The organism is Haloglomus salinum (genome assembly GCF_024298825.1).
Classification (GTDB): Archaea; Halobacteriota; Halobacteria; order Halobacteriales; family Haloarculaceae; genus Haloglomus; species Haloglomus salinum.
Window position 1 is genome coordinate 3,473,653 of the sequence record NZ_CP101153.1, and the last position, 17,958, is coordinate 3,491,610.

Consider the following 17,958-nt stretch of genomic DNA (forward strand, 5'->3'; position numbering starts at 1 on the left):
TCCGCGCGGCGGCGGGCGGCCGTCGCCGGCCACGCCGCGCGTGTGTCGGAAGGCACAGGTATCGCGTGGCCGTAGGCCGGGCAGATGCGACACGCGCGACTCCGGACGGCCGGCGCATCGCTCCTCCTCGCGAGCCTCACGCTCGCACTGGTCGGCCGTGTGGCCGCTCACGGCGGCAGCCTCCGGTCGGAACCCGCCCGCTCGCTGGCCATCCCGCTCTGGCTGTTCCTCTCGACAGGCGGTGGCGCCGTCGGCGTCAGCTTCCTCCTCACCAGCTTCGTCACGGACCGCGACTTCATCCGGTCGGTCCACGACCGGCGGCGGCCCCTCGGCCTTCCGGCCGGCCTCCGCAGGGGGCTCACGGTCGCCGCGCGGCTGGTGGGGCTCGTCGGCCTCGGCGCGGTTCTCGTCGTCGGGACGCTCGGTCCCGCGGACCCGCTCCGTAACCTCGCGGTGCTGGTCGTCTGGGTCGGCTGGTGGGCTGGATACACGATGACGACCTACCTCGTCGGGGACTCCTGGCCGGCGCTGAACCCGTGGCGGGTCGCGCTCGACCTCCGTGAGCGGCTCCCGGCACCGGCCGTCTCGTATCCCGACCGGCTGGCGTCGTGGCCGGCGGTCCTCGGCCTGCTTGGGTTCGTCTGGCTCGAGGTGGTGAGCCCGCTCGCCGACGACCCGCGCCTCCTCGCGGGCGTGGTCGGCGCGTACACGCTCGTCACGCTCGTGGGCGCGTACACGGTCGGACCGGTCTGGTTCGAGCGCGTCGACCCCGTCGCCCGTGTCTTTGCGGCCTACGGTGCCGTCGCGCCGCTCTACCGCGACGAGGACGGCTCGCTTAGCGTCCGAATCCCTGGCACGGGGCTGGAGGACGCCGGTCTCGTCCGCGACCGGAGCGACGTGGCGTTCGTCGTTGCACTGCTGTGGGTCACGACGTACGACGGCCTCGTCGCGACCCCGCCGTGGCGCACGTTCGCGGGGGCCGTCGTCGACCTCGGTGTTCCCGCCGCCCTGCTCTACCCGGCCGCGCTGCTGGCCGGGTTCGGGCTGTTCCTCGTGCTCTATCGCTATGCCATCGCCCGCGGCCGCCGGAGTGCCGAGTCCTACCGCGACCGCGCGGAGCTGGCTCGGCGGTTCGCCCCGTCCCTGCTCGCCATCGCCGCCGGTTACCACGTCGCCCACTACCTCGGCTACTTCGTCGAGCTCTCGCCCGCGCTACTGGGGGCGCTCACGGCGCCGCTCGCGCCAGGTGCGCCCGTGGCGATCGTCCTCCCGACGTGGTTCTCCGCGGTGTCGCTCGGATTCGTCCTTCTGGGGCATCTGGGAGCCATCTGGGTGGCCCACGCCGTCGCGTACGACCTGTTCCCCTCGCGTATGCAGGCCGTCCGCAGTCAGTACGCGCTCACCGCGGTGATGGTGTTCTACACGATGACCTCGCTGTGGATCGTCAGCCGACCGTACGCCGCGCCGCCGTTCGTCTGAACCATGTCCGGTACCACCCCCACCGACACGACCGACGATGACCCGCCCCACGACTGCCCCTCCTGTGACCGACGGTTCCACCGCGAGTCGTACCTCGCGCTCCACCGCGGGCAGGCACACGGGGACGAACTGACTGATGCCGAGCGCGCGGCCTACGAAGCAGCACGCGAGGAGGAGGAGGAGGAACTCCGGATGTTCCGGCTGCAGGCGCTCGCCGCACTGGTGTTCATCTACTTCGGCTTCCTGCTGGTGTACGCGTTCTCTCTGTGAAGCCGGGTGCGTTCGGTGGGGGGCCGGGCGATTGAACGAACCGGCCGGACCCCCACGCCGGTTCTCGTCCTGCGCCCCGGGACTGCGGGACTCGTGTTGCTACGTCGGAGCGTTCCCCTCCCACACTGTAATCGTGTGAGCGAGGCGAACGCTGTCGCGAAACGAGGCGACCCGGAACGAACGAGGAGAGTCGCAGCCGCCGATTCAGGCCGCGCCGCCCGAAACTACAGCGAGGTTCTCGCGGGGATTCGGCTCGACATCGGCCGACGAGTCACCGCTCAGCTGGTCCTGCTTCCACTGCTCGTACTGCTCCTCGGAGACGACGCGGACCTTGCCGAGCATCCCGGAGTGGCCGGAGCCACAGTACTCCGCACAGTAGAGCTGGTAGGACTGCTCGTCCTGTCCCTCGGGGAGCGTGACCGCCGTGGCGATGGTGTTGTAGTGGCCGGGGAAGGCGTCCTGTTTCAGTCCCAGCTTCGGGACGTGGACCGCGTGGAGCCAGTCCGTGGACGTGACGTGCATCACGACGGGCCGGTTCTCGGGGATGACCATCGTCCCGGTCGTGGATACCTGTCCGCCGTCGGTGGTGTAGTTGTACGTCCAGAAGTACTTCTTCGCGACCACCTCCACCTGGACGGGGTCGCCCTCACCGGGCAGGTCGGATGCGGCAGGCATGTAGGCACCCTTGCCGTCGTAGTGGGTCACCTCGGCGTTCTGCTGGGCGACCTCCGGGTCGTCGACGGTGGCCGCGGTGACACCGCCGATGGCGACGTTGCCGAGCACCTGATAGGATGCGAAGCCGACGAACAGGAGGATGATGGCCGTGGCGACGGTCCAGGTGATCTCCAGCCGGCGGTTCTCCTGGGTGGGCTTGGGGTCGTCGTTGTCCTTGTACTTGTAGACGGTGTAGAAGAGGATGGCCTCTACCAGCACCGTGATGGGGATGGCGACGTACAGGAGCTTCTCGTTTAGGTTGTCTATCAGCTCGATGTTGACGGACGGCTGTGCCGCGACGGGCATCGCACCGAGAAGGGCGAGGAGCGCGACCCCGACAGCGGCCCGCAGGACGGCGCGCCTGAGGTTCATATCCCCGGGTTAGGAACTGCCGTGTAAGAACCTGCCGACTCGCCGTCACGCGAAAAGCGTGGGTGCTAAGTCCCCGGGCGGCAAGACCTAGAGAAGTGGTATCCGTGTCCCTCTCCAACCCACGCGCCGTTCTCGGGACCGGCGGCGAATCCCGGCTGACGGCCCTGCTGGCCGCATCTGTCCTCGGCGTCTACCTGCTGGTGGTCGTGGGGGCGACCGCGGCGCTGGCCGAGGCCGCACGGGCCTGCTCCTCGTGGCCCGGCTGTGCCGGGGCCGACCTCTCCGAGCCCGCCGTACTGGTCGCACTCGGGCACCGGGCCGTGGCGACGCTCGTGGGCGCCCTCGTCCTCGTGACGGCCGTCGTCGGGGTCCGGGCCGACGCCGACCGGCGGGTGACGGCCGCGCTCCTCGCCGCGCTCGCGCTGTTCCCTGTGCAGGTGTCGGTGGGGGCCCTCGTCGCCACCCGTGGCGCCGGCCCGCTCGTCTCGAACGGACACCTGCTGGTCGGCATGACTATCTTCGGCGCGCTCGTCCTGGCGCTGGCGTGGCACCTCGAGGCCGAGACGGGAACCGACGACACGTCGGCCGTCCGGGACCCGGACGACCTCGAACGGCCGAAGCCGGTCGACGCGGCGGCCGAGTCGTCCCGGCCGTCACTCTCCGGAGTCGCCCATCTCCGCGCGGTCGTCGGTGCGTACGTCCAGCTGATGAAGCCGCGGCTGATGTGGCTGCTCTGCCTCGTCGCCTCCGCCGGGATGGCCCTCGCAGCCACGACGACGCCCGGCAGCCTCTCGGTCCCTGTCGTCACGGCGACGCTCGGCGGCGGCGTCCTCGCTATCGGCGCCTCGGGGACGTACAACCACGTCCTCGAACGCGACATCGACAAGCGGATGGAGCGCACCGCCGACCGCCCGGTGGCCACCCACGAGGTCCCGGTCCGGAACGCGCTCGCCTTCGGCGGCCTCCTCACCGTGGCCGCACTGGGCGCCTTCCTGTCGGTGAACCTCCTCGCGGCGGCGCTCGGCCTCGCAGCCATCGTGTTCTACTCGGTCATCTACACACTCGTCCTCAAGCCCAACACCGTCCAGAACACCGTCATCGGCGGCGCGGCGGGCGCACTCCCGGCGCTCATCGGCTGGGCCGCCGTCACCGGCGATATCGGGCTCCCGGGGCTCACTCTGGCGGGTGTCATCTTCCTCTGGACGCCCGCGCACTTCTACAACCTCGCGCTGGCCTACCGTGACGACTACGAGCGCGGTGGCTTCCCGATGCTGCCGGTCGTCCGCGGGGAGACGGTCACCCACAAGCACATCCTGCTGTACCTCGCGGCGACGCTGCTCGCCGCGACGGTCCTCGCGGAGCTGACGACCCTGGGCTGGCTCTACGCCGCCACGACGGTCGCGCTCGGGGCCGTCTTCCTCGTCGCCGTCGTCCGACTCCACTACGAGCGCTCCGAGGGCGCCGCCTTCCGCGCGTTCCACGCGTCCAACGCGTACCTCGGCGCGCTGCTGCTGGCCATCGTCGTCGACGCGCTGGTCGTGTGATGACCCCGGTCCGGTTCCGGGCAGGGGTCGCGGCACCGATGACACGTGCCGTTGAAGCCACTCCGGATGCAACGCGAGGGTGATGAGTACCATCGAGGCACGACTCGCGGCGCTCCGGCCGAGCCGCGAGACAGCCGTCTGGTGGGCGGTCGTGCTCAACACCGAACTGCTGATTCTGCTGGCGTACCTCCTCGTGGAGACACCGATCATCACCCGACCGGTCTTCTATCTGGTCCCGTTCGTCTGGATCAACGCGGCGCTCTGGGGGGTCCTCCGGGTCTCCCCCGCGGCCGGTACGATGCGCCAGCGCCTGGGCGCTGGCCTCCTCGCCGGCGGCTACCTCCTCGTCCTGGGCTATTTCGGGGGACTGTACGGTCCGAGCGCCGGCCCCGCGACGGGGCTTCGCGTGGCCTTCGAGTCCATCCCGCCGGGCTGGGGCCCAGCCGTCATCTACGGGGGGTCGGTAGTCCAGTTCGCGCTCCTCCCGTTCAAACTGGTCGGCTATCTCTCGCTTGCCTACCTCGTCTACGCGACGGTTCTGGACACGGCGTCCTCGGTCGTGGGCGGCGTGCTGGGGCTGTTCTCGTGTGTCTCCTGCACGCTCCCGGTCATCGCGGGCATCGTCTCGGGCTTCGTCGGGAGCACGAGCGCGGTGGCGGCAGCGGCCTACACCCAGTCATACCTCCTCTCCTCGGTGGTCTTCGTCGTCACCGTCGTCCTGCTGGTCTGGCGGCCGACGATGGCCGACCTGCGAGCACTTCGGCAGTCGGTGTAACTCCGTTATCAACGAGATATACTGTAGAGCTCGGCACGAATCTCAAGACGTGTCCGACAAGAATGGAGATGGCGGAATATGAATAGAATTCCGAAGTCTATCTCGCTGTTCTGAACGTGTCGACGCCCAGAATCGAGTTGAGTGGGCAGGTCTGTGTCGCCCCCGTGACGAGCAGGATGGCCCCGACGAGGGCCGCGACGACGCCGATGGCCGTCGCTGTCGTGCCGCTGGCTATCGAGAGGAAGCCCCCGAGGACCGCCACACCGACGATGAGCAGTATCGGCCCGACGACGAGCCGCGCGATTCGGTCGTATCCACCGACGTTCTTCTCCATGGTATCTTGCACCTGAAGCGCACTTCGGTAGCAGGTGACAAAAAGATACGAGCTAGTTCTCGGCTATCTGGAGCCATAGCCAGGCCACTTCTCGTTCCCTGCGAGCCCTCGAATGTGGGGTTCGAACAACTCCGTGGGGTCGACACCCACAAACCGCTCGCGCGACAACCGCGGATATGACCAGCGTCGAGATCGAGTACTGCGTCCCCTGTGGCCACCTCGAACGAGCGGCCGACCTCCAGCACCTCCTGTTGAGTACCTTCCGCGAGCAACTGGACCGCGTCGCGCTCGTCACCGGCGACGGCGGCGTGTTCGTCGTTCGCGTCGACGGTGAGCGGGTCTTCGATGTCGCCGACGAGGACTACGACCCGGACGAGGTCGTCCGACGGGTGCGCGAGCGGGTCCGATAGGTCCCCGGCACCCACGCCGGGGCTCAGTCGTCGTACTCGTAGAACCCGCGCCCGGTCTTCTTCCCCAGGTCGCCGGCCTCGACCTTCCGCTTGAGCAGGTACGCTGGCGTGTAGCGGTCGCCCAGTTCCTCGTGGAGCGTCTCGGTAGCGTGCAGGCAGACGTCCAGCCCGATGTGGTCGGCCAGTTCGAGCGGGCCCATCGGCACGTTCGTCCCGAGTTTCATCCCCCGGTCGATGTCCGCCTTCGTGGCGACCCCCTCGTCGTACGCCCGGACGCCCTCGTTTATCCAGGGCATCAGGATGCGGTTCGAGACGAATCCCGGCTTGTCGTCGGCCTCCCAGGTCTCCTTGCCGAGCGACTCGGCGAAGTCGTGCGCGAACGTGACGACGGCATCGTCGGTGCGCTCGCCGACGACCAGCTCGACACCCTCCATCAGCGGGACGGGGTTCATGAAGTGCAGGCCCAGTACGAGGTTCGCGCGGTCGGTGGCCGCGGCGATGGTCGTCACCGACAGGGTGGAGGTGTTCGTGGCGAGGACAACATCCTCGTCGGTCACCGCTTCGAGGTCGGCGAACACGTCGCGCTTGAGGTCCATCTCCTCGGGCGCGGCCTCGACGACGAGGTCGGCGGCGGCGAGGTCGGCGAGGTCGGTGGTCCCGGTGATACGGTCGCGGGCGAGGTTGGCTTCCTCGTCGGTCAGGGCGTCCTTCCCGACGAGACGCGAGAGCGAGTCGTCGATGGCGTCGAGGCCGCGCTCGACGAACGCCGACTCCACGTCGCGCATGATAACGTCGTAGCCCGCGGTGGCGCTCACCTGTGCGATACCGTTACCCATCGTGCCCGCGCCGACGACGCCCACCGTCTCGACGTCGTCGAGGCCGCGGAACTCGGCTTGTTCGCTCATGTCCGGGTCCTCGACGGCCGGCGATATAAGCGTGGGTTGCCCGGCAGGCGACGGGCGGGGAGACCGGGTGAATCACGACCCGGCTCAGTCCTCGCCGCGGATGCGGGCCGCCACCTGCTTCGCGATGGGGCCACCGAGCCGTTCCCGGACGCTCCCCAGGAGGCCGCCGGGAACGAACAGGACGAACGCGACGAACACCAGCCCGATGTAGAGGCTAGCGTGCCCGTTGAGGAACGTCTCGATGGCGCCCTGCACGGTCAGCCCCGCGATGTCAGTCGTCAGGACGGACTCGGGGAGCGTATCCCGGAGGTAGGGGAGGAGGCCGCCGCCGGCGCCCTCCTTCGAGAGGAACTCCCGGACGGTCTCGTCCAGCAGGCGCCCGAACAGCGGGCCAGCGAGGGTGCCGAAGCCGCCGATGATGGCCGCCAGTAGCGCGTCGCCGGTGACGAGGAAGAAGAAGGCGTTGTCCGGTGAGGCCGAGCGCCGGAAGCCGGCGAACAGGCCGCCGGCCACGGCCGCGAAGAACCCGCTGACGGCGAACGCGGCCAGCTTGTACCGGAACGTGTCGTAGCCGATGGCGCGGGCGCGCTCCTCGTTCTCGCGGATGGCGACGAGCACCCGTCCGAAGGGTGAGTGGACGAGCCGCTGGAGCGCGAAGTAACACACCAGCACGACCAGGCCGACCATGTAGAACGACACCTCGGTCGACCCCAGCGAGAGCGGGCCCAGCACCACCGAGTCGCCGGTGAGGACCCCGATGTCGAGGTTGAGCGGGTCAACGAACGGCACGCCGACGCTGAAGATGGGTGCGGTGGCGCCCTCGGGGCCGACGACGAACGGCCCGTCTCGCGGGTTGGAGGCGAGGAAGCCCCAGTCACGGACGAGCACGTAGACGACCTGCGAAACGCCCAGCGTGACCATCGCGAAGTAGACGCCGCTGAGGCGGAAGGAGACGACGCCGATGACCAGCGCCAGCACCGTCGCGAGCAGGCCACCCAGCACCAGCAACAGCAGGAACGGCGTCGTGTGGGGGACGAGCGGGAGCTTCCCGTTCGCCGCCACGATGACGAAGTACGCGCCGGTGCCGTAGAACACCGCGTGACCGAACGACAGGTAGCCCGTGTAGCCCGATATGAAGTCGAAGCTCATCGCGAACAGCCCGAAGTACAGCACCGCAGTCATCGTCTCCACGTCCGGCAGGAGCATCACCGCCTCCGCACCGACGGGTGAGGCGACCAGCGCGCTGTGGAGGAGCGGATAGAGCCCCAGCAGCACGATGACGACGAGATGTGCGACGTGTTCCTCGGCGTACTGCCGCCACCAGGCCCGCTCCGGGCCGAGGTCGATGGCTGCGGGCGGGTCCGTCTCCCCCTCGTCGGAGTCGGTCGCGGTCGCCGTGCCGTCGACGGGTTCGCCGCCGTCGCCACGGGTCGCCCCCGGCGCGTCGCTCGCCTCGTCCGGCGCGCGGTCGGGGTCGCTAATGGCCCCCCACCTCCGCGACGCCGAACAGGCCCTGTGGCCGGACGACGAGCGTGACCACGAGGATGAGGAAGATGAACATCTCCGGAAGGCCGGTGAACTCGATGGCGTTGACGAACCACCAGGTCGTCACGGCGTCGACCATCCCGACGATGAGCGCCGCGACGACCGTCCCCCGGAAGGTGCCGAGGCCGCCGACGATGACGACCACGAACGCCGGCAGGAGCGTCTCCGCGGCGAGCGGGACGCTGGCCCCCCAGACGGGGTCCCACATCAGTAGCGCGCCGGCGATACCGGCGATGCCGGTCCCGAGCGCGAAGACGGTCGTGAACACCCGACGAACGTCGATGCCCAGCGCTTCGGTCATCTCACTGTCCTCGCTGCCCGCACGGACGACCAGTCCGTAGCGCGTCCGGGTCAGGAACGCCCACACCGCAGCGACGGTGACGACGCCGAACAGGATTTCGAACAGCGCGAGACCGCTCACCGTGGTCGACCCGAGCCTGATGGTCGCCGTGAGCGGTTCGGGTTTGGTACCGAGTGCGGCCTGCCACTCCGAGATGGGCTGGAGGCCGTAGAACAGCGTCACGATGCGCACGAGTTCATCGAGCACCAGCGTCACGCCGAACGTCAGCAGTATCTGGTAGATGGGCGGACGGTCGTACAGCGGCCGGATGAGCCCGACCTCGATGACGCCACCCAGCGCCGAGAGTGCCCCGAACACGAGCAGTACCGCGACCAGGAAGAACGCGAACCGGGAGACGGTCCCGCTGGCACCGGTCACCGCGAGCACCATCACCAGGCCGCCGAGATACGCACCGATCATCGTCAGCGAGCCGTGGGCGAAGTTGAGCACGCCCATCAAGCCGAAGACGAGGGTGAGGCCGCTGGCGATCATCACGTAGATGGCGGACTTCGAGAGGCCCCGGACGAACACGCCGACGAGCGTCGACGGCCGGAGGAACTGCCCGAGCGTGTCGACATACGACACCAGCGGGAGCGTGGCGAGGTCCGCGACCAGCGCCGGGAGGGCCGACAGCACGGCGAGGAGGGCGCTCATGCGCTGAGATACCTCCGGATGCGCTCGTCGTCGGTGACACCGCTCACGGCCTCACCGTCCTCGACGACCTGCCCGTTGTCGAGCAGGTAGAAGCGGTCGGCGAGGTCCATCGCGAGCGGGAGGTTCTGTTCGACCAGTAGCACAGTGGCCTCGCGGGCGGCGCTCTGGACAGCCTCGGCCACGTCGGAGACGATCTGCGGGGCAAGCCCCTCGCTGGGCTCGTCGATGAGGAGCAGGTCGTTCTCTCCGACGAGGCCGCGGGCGATGGCGAGCATCTGCTGTTGCCCGCCGGAGAGCGCGCCCGCGTTGGCCTCGCTCCGCTCGGCGAGTGCCGGGAACGTGTCGAACGTCAGCTCCAGTGCCGCCGCCACGTCGCCGCCTTTCGGCACCGCGACGCGGATGTTCTCCGTGACCGAGAGCTGCGAGAAGACGCGGCGTTCCTCCGGAATCCACCCGACCCCGAGGTCGGCCACCTCGTGGGTCCGCTTGCCGACCAGTTCCTCGCCGCGGTAGGTGATACTCCCCGAGCGCGGGGCGGTCAGCTGGAGCACCGACCGGAGGGTCGTGGTCTTGCCCACGCCGTTGCGCCCGATGAGTGCCACGACCTCACCGTCCTTGACCTCCAGCGAGACATCCTCGAGGATGTGACTCTCGCCGTAGTAGGTGTGGATGTCCTCGACCTCGAGCAGACTCACTCGGACCCACCTCCGTCGGCTTCCGTGGTGGGGTCCGCCGCCCCATCATCGTCGTCGAGGTCCCCGGGTTCGTAGCCGCCCAGGTAGGCCTCCTGCACGGCAGGGTCGTCGCGGACCGACTCCGGCGGCCCGTCGGCGATGACCTCGCCGCGGTTGAGCACGACGATACGGTCGGAGACGTTCATCACGATGTCCATGTTGTGCTCGACCAGCAGGACGGCGTGGTCGGCGGCCACGTCCTCGATCAGTGCGATGATGTCGTCGACGGACTCGCTGGAGACGCCCGCGTTGGGTTCGTCGAGCAGGAGTACGTCCGGATCGCCCGCGAGGGCGACGCCGACCTCCAGTTGGCGCTTCTCGCCGTGGCTCAGCGTATCCGCCGGCTCCTCGGCCTTCGCCGCGAGCCCGACACGGTCGAGGATAGCGGAGGCCTCCTCGAGGTAGGGCTCGAAGCTGTTGACGTTGCGCCAGCCATGGAAGGAGTCCGTCCCGTGTGCCTGCGCGGCCACGCGAACGTTCTCGAGCACGGTACTCGTCGGGAAGACGTTGGTCACCTGATACGAGCGGTGGAGGCCGCGCTGGGCGGTCGCGTGGAGCGGGTCGTCGGTCATGTCGACCCAGCCGACACTACCGCTCGCCTCGCTCTCGCCGGCGCCGTCGGCCGCGAGTTCGACACGTCCGGCCGTCGGCTCCAGTGCCCCCGTCAGCAGGTCGAAGAACGTGGTCTTGCCGGCGCCGTTCGGCCCGATGAGCGAGCAAAGTTCGTCCTCGGCCAACTCGAAGTCCACGTCGTCGACCGCCGTGAGGCCGCCGAATCGTTTGGTGAGGCCCGTTGTCCGCAAGACGCTCATACTACAGCGAGCAGCCCATCTCCGGGCTGTCCTTCGGGATGGTGGTCTCGCCCGCGGGGATGGTCTGGACCGGGTCACTGGGTTTGATGGCGGCGTCCCAGTTCCCGTTGTCGTTGGGCACCATGCTCGCGATGGTCATCGCCGAGCGGGCCTGGTTGTTGTACTCCTGGAAGGTGTAGGCGTCCTGCCCCTTCGGCGTGTCCGCAACCGTCATCCCGGTCAGTTGGGCCTGGATATCTGCCCCTTCCGTCGAGCCGCCGGCTTCGACGGCCTGGACGATGGCCGAGGAGGCGGTGAACGTTCCCGAGGTGAACAGGTCCGGGACGATGCCGTAGGCGCTCGTGTAGCTGTCGACGAACGCGCTGTTGATCTCGTTGTCGTACTGGTTCCAGTGGTAGCGCGTGGTGAATGGGCCAAGGTTGGCGTTCGCTAGCTTCTCCTTCGTCAGGGGCTTGCCCAGCTCCTTCTGGAGTGTCTGCCCCACGATGCCGGTCGTGATTTGCGTGGCGAACCCGCCGAACACTTTGTACGAGTAGTCGCCGTTGAGGAAGGAGGTGAACAGCGCCGGCAGCGTTTGCACGGTGAACCCGGCGACGATTCCCTCGGCACCCTCGCTCTCGGCGTTATCGAGAGGGCCCTGCCACTCTTTGTACCCCCGCGGGAAGAACTTCTCGCCCACGATTTCGACACCGTTGGCCTCCAGAACCGTCCGGTAGTTGTTGACGACGGCCTTCCCGAACGAGTAGTCCGCACCGAACAGGTACACCTTCGAGACGTCGGTGTTGTCGGCGACGTACTTCCCACCCGAGCGGGCGTCCATCGCGGTGTTCTCGCTGGTGCGGAACACGGGCGCGCCGCAGGTCTCGCTGTTGGCCGTGATGTCCGCCGACGCGGCGGGGCCCAGCAGCGTCGGGACGTTCGCCTGCTTCGAGACCGTCGTCGCCACGCGGCTGGCCGATGACGACGAGGTACAGCCGAACAGCAGGTCCACGCTCTCGTTCTTCACGAGGTCCTGGGCTGCGGACTGTGCGGTGTCGGCCTTCAGTTCGGTGTCGCGGACGATGAGTTCGTAGTCCACGTCGCCGATGGTGGTCGTCTTCGTCCCGGTCGAGGCCTCGGGGGTGAACTGCTCGTCACCCTTGTAGTTGAGCCCCTGGTAGAAGCCGTACATGGCCTGCTGGCCGTAGTACTTGAGGCTCCCGGAGAGGGGCTGGAGGACGCCAATCTTGACGGTTCCGCTCACGGACCCGTCCCCGCCATCGCCCCCGCCGCCGTCTCCACCGCCGTCGCCGGTGCAGCCGGCGAGGCCGCCGATACCTGCCGCTGCCAGTCCAGCCAGCGCCTTGCGTCGTGTGAGTCGTTGTCGTTCCATGGCACTACCCGATAGTACGAACGCACGGGCTTCGCTCCCCGGGTTAACATATGAACGTGCCGGCCAGTGACGGCCAGAGGTTCACACGTGAACCCCGCGATACAGGGTGCCCGGGTCGCTATCCGAAGCCATGCAGCCGACACCGACGACAGTGACGGCAGCCGACGGGACCGACCTGCGGCTGTGGGAGCAGCCCGCCACCGGTGGTGACGGGGGCGCCGCGGTCCTCCACGTCCACGGCTCCATCACGAACTCGCGGGCGCTGTTCGCACCCCCGGTCGAGGGTGACGACTCCTACTCGTGGCTGGCCGCGACCGCCCGCGAGGGCCGCACCGCACTGGCACTGGACGTTCGTGGCTACGGGGACAGCGACCGCCCTCCGGAACTGGACGACCCCCCCGAGGCCAACGAGCCGCCCGTTCGTGCGCCGACGGCGGCCCGGGATATCGCCGCGGCGGTCGACGCGGCCCGGGCGCGGTTCGAGACCGTCCACCTGCTCGGCGTCTCGTGGGGCACGATGATCTGTGGCTACTACCTCGCCCACCACGCCGACGCGGCGCCGGTCGACTCGCTGACGCAGGTCGCGCCCGTCCACCGTCCGCCGTGGACCTTCGAGGAGGTGACGACGGCGCTCGGCGTCGACGCCGGACTGGACGCCTACTACCACCAGCACTACGAGGGCGTTCGCGAGCGCCAGGGCGTCACCGAGTCCGGCGAGGACCCGCTGTTCGAGGCCGTCTGGCGCGCACAGGTCGAGTCCAACCAGGGTGTCGACGACGAGACGTACATCGCCCAGTCGGGGTCGCTGGCCGACACGGCGATGGCCTGTGAGGGCGAGACCGTCTACGACGCGGCCGCGGTCGGGGTGCCGGCGCTCGTCCTCCGCGGGACGGACGACGCCATCTCCGTCCGCGAGGACGCGCTCGGCCTGTACGACGACCTCGGCACGACGGCCGACCGGAAGGAGTACACCGAGCTGGCGGGCGCCGACCACTACGCCATGCACGGTCCGCGGCGGCAGGCCCTGTACGCGGCAGTTTCAGCCTACTACGACCGGGTAGAGCGGGAGCTGAACTGAGCCGGGGCGAGCTATTCGTCCAGTTCCTCCATCGCCTTGACCATCCGGCTGACGGCCTTCTCCTGCCCGCGGCGGAGGCGCTTCGAGACGGCCGGTTTCGAGACGTCGAACTCCTCGGCGAGGTCCCCCAGCGTCGCGCCGCGGGGTGAGCGGAAGTAGCCCCGCTCGACGGCCGCCTCCAGCGTCTCGCGCTCGGTGTCGGTCAGGTCCTGACAGCCCTGGATGAGTGTCATGGCCGCGCCGACGTTCTCGACGAACCCGGTCACCTCGGCCTCGTTCACCGGGTCGCGCGCGACCACCTCGAACTCGTTCTCCCGTTCCAGCCCCGCGAGGGCCTGCTCGGCCGTCGAGTCGTGGTCGAAGCCGACGTGCCACAGTTCGCTGCCGGCCTCGATGTGGAACGGGCCAGTGATGTAGCCGTCGTGGTCACGGATGGTCCGCATCGCCGTCGTCTCGTCGATGACCGTCCGGATGTGGGCCACGTCGTCCTGTTTCGAGATAAGGCCGCACTCACGCAGGCCGTCGTGGCCGCGCAGCACGTCCAGCCCGGCCTCGAGGGCGCCGTCGTCGTCGCCCTCGACCAGCATCCGCGTCTCCAGCCGCCCCTCGTGGCCGCCCTCGAACTCCCAGTTGACCGCCGAGAACGACACCGGCTGCGCTTCGGTGGCAGCGATGAACGGGCAGTCGTACTGCTCCATGTCGAGGGTGAGGTCTATCATGGTTCTTCCCCGGTCCTGCACGAGTTGCGTTGTCGAGGGACAAAACGGTTGCCCCTGTTGGCGTCCCGCACAGTAGCTGCTCGGAACGGCCGTGAGGCCATCTGGCGACAGGAAGGAGCGGTCTGGGCGGATTCCCCCCGACCCGTGTATCAAGCGGTGTGTGACAGGGCAGGAGACGAGAACGACGAGCGGGGTGCCGGACGCGACCGGACGGAAACCCCTATCGGTGGACCCGCCGAAGCGCGGTCCAACATGGTCATCCTCGCGGAAGAGGTACGTCGGCGGTACGGCGAGACGGTCGCGCTGGACGGGGTCTCGCTGTCGGTCGCCGAGGGCGAGGTGTACGCGCTGGTGGGACCGAACGGCGCCGGCAAGACGACGCTCGTCCGTGCCCTGACCGGCACCACCGTCGTCGACGGCCGGGTCGAGGTGCTGGGCGAGGCGCCGGCGGACGTGGACCCCGAGCGGGTGGGACTCCTCCCGCAGGAGTTCGACCCCGCGGAGCGACTCACCGCGCGGGAACTGGTGGCCTACTACGCCGGCCTCTACGACGCGGCTCGCGACCCCGACGACGTGCTCGCGGACGTGGGACTCGAGGGCGCCGACGCCCGGAAGCCGTACGAGGACCTCTCGGGCGGGCAGAAGCGCCGGACCTGCGTCGCGACCGCGCTCGTCAACGACCCCGACGTACTGTTCCTCGACGAGCCGACGACCGGCATCGACCCGGCCGGCCGGCGCCAGCTCTGGTCGCTGCTGGCCGACCTCGCGGACGGTGGCACGACCATCCTCCTCACGACACACGACATGGCCGAGGCCGAGGCGCTCGCGGACCGCGTCGGGCTGCTCGCCGACGGCCAGCTCGTCGCTGTGGGTCCGCCAGCGGAGCTCGTCGCGGCACACGGCGGGGACAGCCGTCTCGAACTCGACGTGCCCGAGGACGCCGAGGGGCGTGCGGCGACCGCGCTCGAGATGGCGGGCTACCAGCTCGTCCCCGACGAGGTCGCGCTCGCGATCACGGGCATCGACCCCCGCGACATCGGCGACGTGGTCGAGACACTCGAAACCGAGGACGTGCCCTACGAGGCGCTCACCTGGAAGCAGCCGGACCTGGAGGACGTCTACCTCTCGCTGACCGGGACCGAGGTGACCGCCGGCGGCGAGCCGGTCCCCCGGCGGCGTGGGCAGGTCCCCGCCGGAGCGTCGTCCCGCCGCGGAGGTGAGCCCTGATGGGCGCGCTCGGCCGCGTCGGGAGCGAGGTCACCGCCGCCGCGAAGGCGTTCCTGCGGCGACGGACGGCGGTGTTCTTCACGTTCTTCTTCCCGGCCATCATCATCCTCATCTTCGGCGCGCTGGTCCAGACCCAGCCGACGGGCGGCGGGCTGTTCACCGAGCCGGCGGGCTACTACGTCCCCGGCTACCTCGCGGTCGTCGTGCTGTTCACGCCGCTCTCGCGGGTCGGGAGCGAGGTGGCGCGCCACCGCGAGGGGAACCGCTTCGAGAAGCTGGCGACGACCCCGCTCTCTCGCGCCGAGTGGCTGCTCGCACAGACCATCGTCAACGTCGGCATCATCGGCGCCGCCGCCGTCCTCATCCTGGTGCTGGTCGTGCTGGTGACGGGCGCGGCGGGGTCGCTGACGCCGTCGCCGCTCCTGCTGCCGTTCATCGCGCTGGCCGTGGCGCTGTTCTGTGGCCTGGGTGCCATCCTCGGGCGAATCGCCGACTCGCAGGACGGCGTGGTCGCCGCGTCGAACGGTATCGCGCTTCCGCTGCTGTTCCTCTCCGAGACGTTCGTCCCGCCGGACCTCTTGCCGGCGTGGTTCGCGCCGTACCGGTACCTCTCGCCGCTCACCTACTTCGCCCGCGGCATCCGCGAGGCGACGTACCGGCCGCCCGGCCAGCTCGCGTCGTTCACGCCGAACGCGAACGTCTTCGAGGCGAGCGGACCACTGCTGGAACTGGGCGTGCTGTCGGCGCTGGCCGTGGTGTTCTTCGTCGCCGGCGCGTACGCGATTCCGAACACGGACTGACGCCCGATTTTTGCCAGAGCGTCCCCCATTCTGCTGGTGTTCCGGTGGTTATCAGATAATATCTCGATTAACTTGATAACGTCTGTCGGTCGCTGTGGGAACGTCTTTATCTACGACCGTCCGACCCGGACGTATGGACCTCGCCTCGCTCCCTGCACGGCCACTCAGTCTGTCCGAATGCCGCGACCTCGAGAACAGCGAGCAGTTCCGGACGCTCGTTCCAGCCGGTGTCTACGACCTCTCCGAGAGCGACCGCCGCCTCGTCCCCGCCGTCGTGTTCGTCACGGAGGCCAAGGTCGTCGCCGCGGGCTACGTCCTGGCGGTCGACGCGGACGGCGACGCCTCGGATGCCGGCGGCTGGACGGTCGTCACCGAGCGCGAGGCGGCCGAGGGCAAGGCCGAACTCGAAGACCAGGTCCGGGAGGTGGGTGTGGAACTGCGCGAGTGGGCCGAGAGACAGGCCTGGGCCGACGACCCGAGTGAGTTACTCGATGCGCTCTGACCGGCGGTAGCGCCCCGGCAGAGACCGTGCGACCAGGTCACCATCGAGCCCGGTCGGACCGACGGAGCCGAATATGTCCGGGGTCGGATTCGGTTCGTCGAGGTGGCGGTCGCACCTATATACCGGGGAGATGGTAGAGTACGTAATGACCACCGATGCAGTCGGACAGCGGGTGGACGACCCTGGTTCGGGGGACGGGGAGGACCAGTCGGATGTCCCCGCGCCGACACTGCTCATTGGGATGCTGACGGCGGTGGCGGCAGGCGGGTTCGTGGGGTGGGCCCTGCTGCCGCTCTCGACGCCGGTCGCGGGACTTCCGCTGTACGCGGTGGCGGCCGTCGCCACGACGCTCTGGTCCGGCATCTCCTTCCTGCGGCGCAAACTCCCGACGGGTGTGCTGGCCGAGGGGTTCTACCTGATGGGTGTCGCGGTGCTGGCCCGCCCCGTCTCGGTGACCGCCTCGCTGGACGGGCTGTCGGCGTTCCTCGACGACCCCGGCGCCGTGTTCATGACGGCCGTCGTGGCGGCCGTCGTCGCGTCGCTGCTGGTCGCCGCCGGCTGGCGGCTCGACACCCACGCCCGGAAGACACGGGTCCGGCGGATGCGCCGACGGGTGACCCGTCGGATGTCGCGCAAGCGAGCTCAGAAGGGACCGATGGCCTCCGGGATGTCGGAGTCGGACGGACCCGCCACCCGTGGTACGAGTGGGTCGAAGAACGGGTCGGTCAGAACGGAGCGGGAACCCTGACCAGCAACCGGACGAACTCGAACGTGTAGATGTGGTTGAGGAGGACGTACGCGGCGACGCCCAGGGTGAGCGAGACCGACCAGACCGCGACTGCCCACCGACCGACCCGGGCGTGGGCCGTCTCGCGGATCTCCGGAGTCGTGTGGGTCAGTCCGACGATGATGTTGTACAGTACGAGCGGCACCGCCAGCACGGAGAGCAGGATGTGGATGGCGAGCATCAGGAGGTAGGCGATGGTCGGGCCGTCCGGGGCGATTATCTCCTTCTGCCCGCCGCCACCGGTCTTCAGCAGGTAGAGGACGAGGAAGACGAGGATGAGCGTGAACGCGCCGACCATCGCGGCACGGTGCTTGCGCACGTCGCCGTCACGGATGAACTTCCAGCCCGCGAGCAGCAGGACGACCGTGGTCGTGTTGATGACGGCGATGGCGTGCGAGAGGAGGTTGACCGTCTCGAGGCTGATGGTGGGGTAGATGGGGAGTCCCACGTACAGGGTCCCGATGACCAGCGCGTACCCGACGACGGTGAGGACCGCGGTGAGCGCTCGTGGGTACTCCTTCGCTGTCCGTGAGAGGGGCCCGGCGTCGGCTGTCGCCATGGACGACGTTTCGTCCGCCCCCCGCA

The 17,958-nt window shown here is 69.0% G+C and carries 20 protein-coding genes; 10 read left to right on the plus strand and 10 right to left on the minus strand.

Features of this window, described 5'->3' with window-relative positions; translation table 11 throughout:
- Positions 1-84 precede the first annotated feature (84 nt).
- Positions 85-1,479, plus strand: coding sequence for a hypothetical protein (locus tag NL115_RS16915; RefSeq protein ID WP_254830503.1), 1,395 nt, complete (start codon positions 85-87; stop codon positions 1,477-1,479).
- A gap of 3 nt (positions 1,480-1,482) precedes the next feature.
- Entirely contained in the window at positions 1,483-1,749 is a 267-nt protein-coding gene (locus tag NL115_RS16920) for a DUF7410 domain-containing protein (protein WP_254830504.1), read from the plus strand.
- Positions 1,750-1,953: 204 nt separating this feature from the next.
- On the opposite strand, the gene coxB is transcribed toward NL115_RS16920, so the two are convergent.
- Entirely contained in the window at positions 1,954-2,835 is an 882-nt protein-coding gene (gene coxB / locus NL115_RS16925; protein ID WP_254830505.1) for a cytochrome c oxidase subunit II, read from the minus strand.
- A 95-nt stretch (positions 2,836-2,930) separates the two neighbouring features.
- Between coxB and NL115_RS16930 the strand changes: the two genes are divergently transcribed.
- Together NL115_RS16930 and NL115_RS16935 are read left to right on the plus strand one after the other, a co-directional pair.
- A complete protein-coding gene (locus NL115_RS16930; RefSeq protein WP_434084000.1) occupies positions 2,931-4,379 on the plus strand; it encodes a heme o synthase in 1,449 nt (482 codons plus the stop codon).
- An 82-nt stretch (positions 4,380-4,461) separates the two neighbouring features.
- On the plus strand, positions 4,462-5,154 hold the full coding sequence (locus tag NL115_RS16935; RefSeq protein ID WP_254830507.1) for a DUF7546 family protein: 693 nt from the start codon (positions 4,462-4,464) through the stop codon (positions 5,152-5,154).
- Positions 5,155-5,251: 97 nt separating this feature from the next.
- On the opposite strand, the gene NL115_RS16940 is transcribed toward NL115_RS16935, so the two are convergent.
- On the minus strand, positions 5,252-5,488 hold the full coding sequence (locus tag NL115_RS16940; protein ID WP_350355326.1) for a YgaP family membrane protein: 237 nt from the start codon (positions 5,486-5,488) through the stop codon (positions 5,252-5,254).
- 176 nt (positions 5,489-5,664) lie between these two features.
- On the opposite strand from NL115_RS16940, the gene NL115_RS16945 reads away from it, so the two are divergent.
- Entirely contained in the window at positions 5,665-5,898 is a 234-nt protein-coding gene (locus NL115_RS16945; protein WP_254830509.1) for a SelT/SelW/SelH family protein, read from the plus strand.
- Positions 5,899-5,921: 23 nt separating this feature from the next.
- Here the strand turns inward: NL115_RS16945 and NL115_RS16950 are convergent, their stop codons facing one another.
- The 6 genes from NL115_RS16950 to NL115_RS16975 form a co-directional block, all read right to left on the minus strand.
- Positions 5,922-6,803, minus strand: coding sequence for a 3-hydroxyacyl-CoA dehydrogenase family protein (locus NL115_RS16950; RefSeq protein WP_254830510.1), 882 nt, complete (start codon positions 6,801-6,803; stop codon positions 5,922-5,924).
- A gap of 84 nt (positions 6,804-6,887) precedes the next feature.
- Positions 6,888-8,009 carry a branched-chain amino acid ABC transporter permease gene (locus NL115_RS16955; protein ID WP_254833105.1) on the minus strand — a complete coding sequence of 374 codons (1,122 nt, stop codon included), beginning with the start codon at positions 8,007-8,009 and terminating at the stop codon, positions 6,888-6,890.
- Between the two features lie 271 nt (positions 8,010-8,280).
- Entirely contained in the window at positions 8,281-9,342 is a 1,062-nt protein-coding gene (locus tag NL115_RS16960; RefSeq protein WP_254830511.1) for a branched-chain amino acid ABC transporter permease, read from the minus strand.
- On the minus strand, positions 9,339-10,037 hold the full coding sequence (locus NL115_RS16965) for an ABC transporter ATP-binding protein (RefSeq protein ID WP_254830512.1): 699 nt from the start codon (positions 10,035-10,037) through the stop codon (positions 9,339-9,341). Before NL115_RS16965 ends, NL115_RS16960 begins: the two co-directional genes overlap by 4 nt.
- Positions 10,034-10,888: an ABC transporter ATP-binding protein gene (locus NL115_RS16970; RefSeq protein WP_254830513.1), complete on the minus strand. Its 855-nt coding sequence runs from the start codon at positions 10,886-10,888 to the stop codon at positions 10,034-10,036. The genes NL115_RS16965 and NL115_RS16970 overlap by 4 nt, the downstream gene beginning before the upstream one ends.
- 1 nt (position 10,889) lies before the next feature.
- Positions 10,890-12,260, minus strand: coding sequence for an ABC transporter substrate-binding protein (locus NL115_RS16975; protein ID WP_254830514.1), 1,371 nt, complete (start codon positions 12,258-12,260; stop codon positions 10,890-10,892).
- Positions 12,261-12,390: 130 nt separating this feature from the next.
- On the opposite strand from NL115_RS16975, the gene NL115_RS16980 reads away from it, so the two are divergent.
- Positions 12,391-13,338 (plus strand): alpha/beta hydrolase, encoded by a 948-nt coding sequence (locus NL115_RS16980; RefSeq protein ID WP_254830515.1) that lies wholly within the window; start codon positions 12,391-12,393, stop codon positions 13,336-13,338.
- Between the two features lie 11 nt (positions 13,339-13,349).
- Here the strand turns inward: NL115_RS16980 and NL115_RS16985 are convergent, their stop codons facing one another.
- Positions 13,350-14,057, minus strand: a complete 708-nt coding sequence (locus tag NL115_RS16985) for a helix-turn-helix domain-containing protein (protein ID WP_254830516.1) — start codon at positions 14,055-14,057, stop codon at positions 13,350-13,352.
- A gap of 252 nt (positions 14,058-14,309) precedes the next feature.
- On the opposite strand from NL115_RS16985, the gene NL115_RS16990 reads away from it, so the two are divergent.
- The 4 genes from NL115_RS16990 (at position 14,310) to NL115_RS17005 (ending at position 17,334) form a co-directional block, all read left to right on the plus strand.
- Entirely contained in the window at positions 14,310-15,284 is a 975-nt protein-coding gene (locus NL115_RS16990; protein ID WP_254830517.1) for an ABC transporter ATP-binding protein, read from the plus strand.
- A complete protein-coding gene (locus NL115_RS16995) occupies positions 15,284-16,084 on the plus strand; it encodes an ABC transporter permease (protein WP_254830518.1) in 801 nt (266 codons plus the stop codon). The genes NL115_RS16990 and NL115_RS16995 overlap by 1 nt, the downstream gene beginning before the upstream one ends.
- A 133-nt stretch (positions 16,085-16,217) precedes the next feature.
- Positions 16,218-16,586: a DUF7964 domain-containing protein gene (locus NL115_RS17000; RefSeq protein ID WP_254830519.1), complete on the plus strand. Its 369-nt coding sequence runs from the start codon at positions 16,218-16,220 to the stop codon at positions 16,584-16,586.
- Between the two features lie 145 nt (positions 16,587-16,731).
- Positions 16,732-17,334 (plus strand): hypothetical protein, encoded by a 603-nt coding sequence (locus NL115_RS17005; RefSeq protein ID WP_254830520.1) that lies wholly within the window; start codon positions 16,732-16,734, stop codon positions 17,332-17,334.
- Here NL115_RS17005 and NL115_RS17010 read toward each other — a convergent pair.
- Entirely contained in the window at positions 17,312-17,932 is a 621-nt protein-coding gene (locus NL115_RS17010; RefSeq protein WP_254830521.1) for a DUF420 domain-containing protein, read from the minus strand. The two genes, NL115_RS17005 and NL115_RS17010, sit on opposite strands and share 23 nt — an antisense overlap.
- Between the last annotated feature and the right edge of the window lie 26 nt (positions 17,933-17,958).

What these genes read in the sequence shown, in the direction of transcription:
- NL115_RS16915 (WP_254830503.1), top strand. Translation starts at nt 85, where the DNA reads ATGCGACACGCGCGACTCCGGACGGCCGGCGCATCGCTCCTCCTCGCG.
- NL115_RS16920 (WP_254830504.1), top strand. Translation starts at nt 1,483, where the DNA reads ATGTCCGGTACCACCCCCACCGACACGACCGACGATGACCCGCCCCAC.
- coxB (WP_254830505.1), bottom strand. Translation starts at nt 2,835, where the DNA reads ATGAACCTCAGGCGCGCCGTCCTGCGGGCCGCTGTCGGGGTCGCGCTC.
- NL115_RS16935 (WP_254830507.1), top strand. Translation starts at nt 4,462, where the DNA reads ATGAGTACCATCGAGGCACGACTCGCGGCGCTCCGGCCGAGCCGCGAG.
- NL115_RS16940 (WP_350355326.1), bottom strand. Translation starts at nt 5,488, where the DNA reads ATGGAGAAGAACGTCGGTGGATACGACCGAATCGCGCGGCTCGTCGTC.
- NL115_RS16945 (WP_254830509.1), top strand. Translation starts at nt 5,665, where the DNA reads ATGACCAGCGTCGAGATCGAGTACTGCGTCCCCTGTGGCCACCTCGAA.
- NL115_RS16950 (WP_254830510.1), bottom strand. Translation starts at nt 6,803, where the DNA reads ATGAGCGAACAAGCCGAGTTCCGCGGCCTCGACGACGTCGAGACGGTG.
- NL115_RS16955 (WP_254833105.1), bottom strand. Translation starts at nt 8,009, where the DNA reads ATGCTCCTGCCGGACGTGGAGACGATGACTGCGGTGCTGTACTTCGGG.
- NL115_RS16960 (WP_254830511.1), bottom strand. Translation starts at nt 9,342, where the DNA reads ATGAGCGCCCTCCTCGCCGTGCTGTCGGCCCTCCCGGCGCTGGTCGCG.
- NL115_RS16970 (WP_254830513.1), bottom strand. Translation starts at nt 10,888, where the DNA reads ATGAGCGTCTTGCGGACAACGGGCCTCACCAAACGATTCGGCGGCCTC.
- NL115_RS16975 (WP_254830514.1), bottom strand. Translation starts at nt 12,260, where the DNA reads ATGGAACGACAACGACTCACACGACGCAAGGCGCTGGCTGGACTGGCA.
- NL115_RS16980 (WP_254830515.1), top strand. Translation starts at nt 12,391, where the DNA reads ATGCAGCCGACACCGACGACAGTGACGGCAGCCGACGGGACCGACCTG.
- NL115_RS16985 (WP_254830516.1), bottom strand. Translation starts at nt 14,057, where the DNA reads ATGATAGACCTCACCCTCGACATGGAGCAGTACGACTGCCCGTTCATC.
- NL115_RS16990 (WP_254830517.1), top strand. Translation starts at nt 14,310, where the DNA reads ATGGTCATCCTCGCGGAAGAGGTACGTCGGCGGTACGGCGAGACGGTC.
- NL115_RS16995 (WP_254830518.1), top strand. Translation starts at nt 15,284, where the DNA reads ATGGGCGCGCTCGGCCGCGTCGGGAGCGAGGTCACCGCCGCCGCGAAG.
- NL115_RS17000 (WP_254830519.1), top strand. Translation starts at nt 16,218, where the DNA reads ATGGACCTCGCCTCGCTCCCTGCACGGCCACTCAGTCTGTCCGAATGC.
- NL115_RS17005 (WP_254830520.1), top strand. Translation starts at nt 16,732, where the DNA reads ATGACCACCGATGCAGTCGGACAGCGGGTGGACGACCCTGGTTCGGGG.
- NL115_RS17010 (WP_254830521.1), bottom strand. Translation starts at nt 17,932, where the DNA reads ATGGCGACAGCCGACGCCGGGCCCCTCTCACGGACAGCGAAGGAGTAC.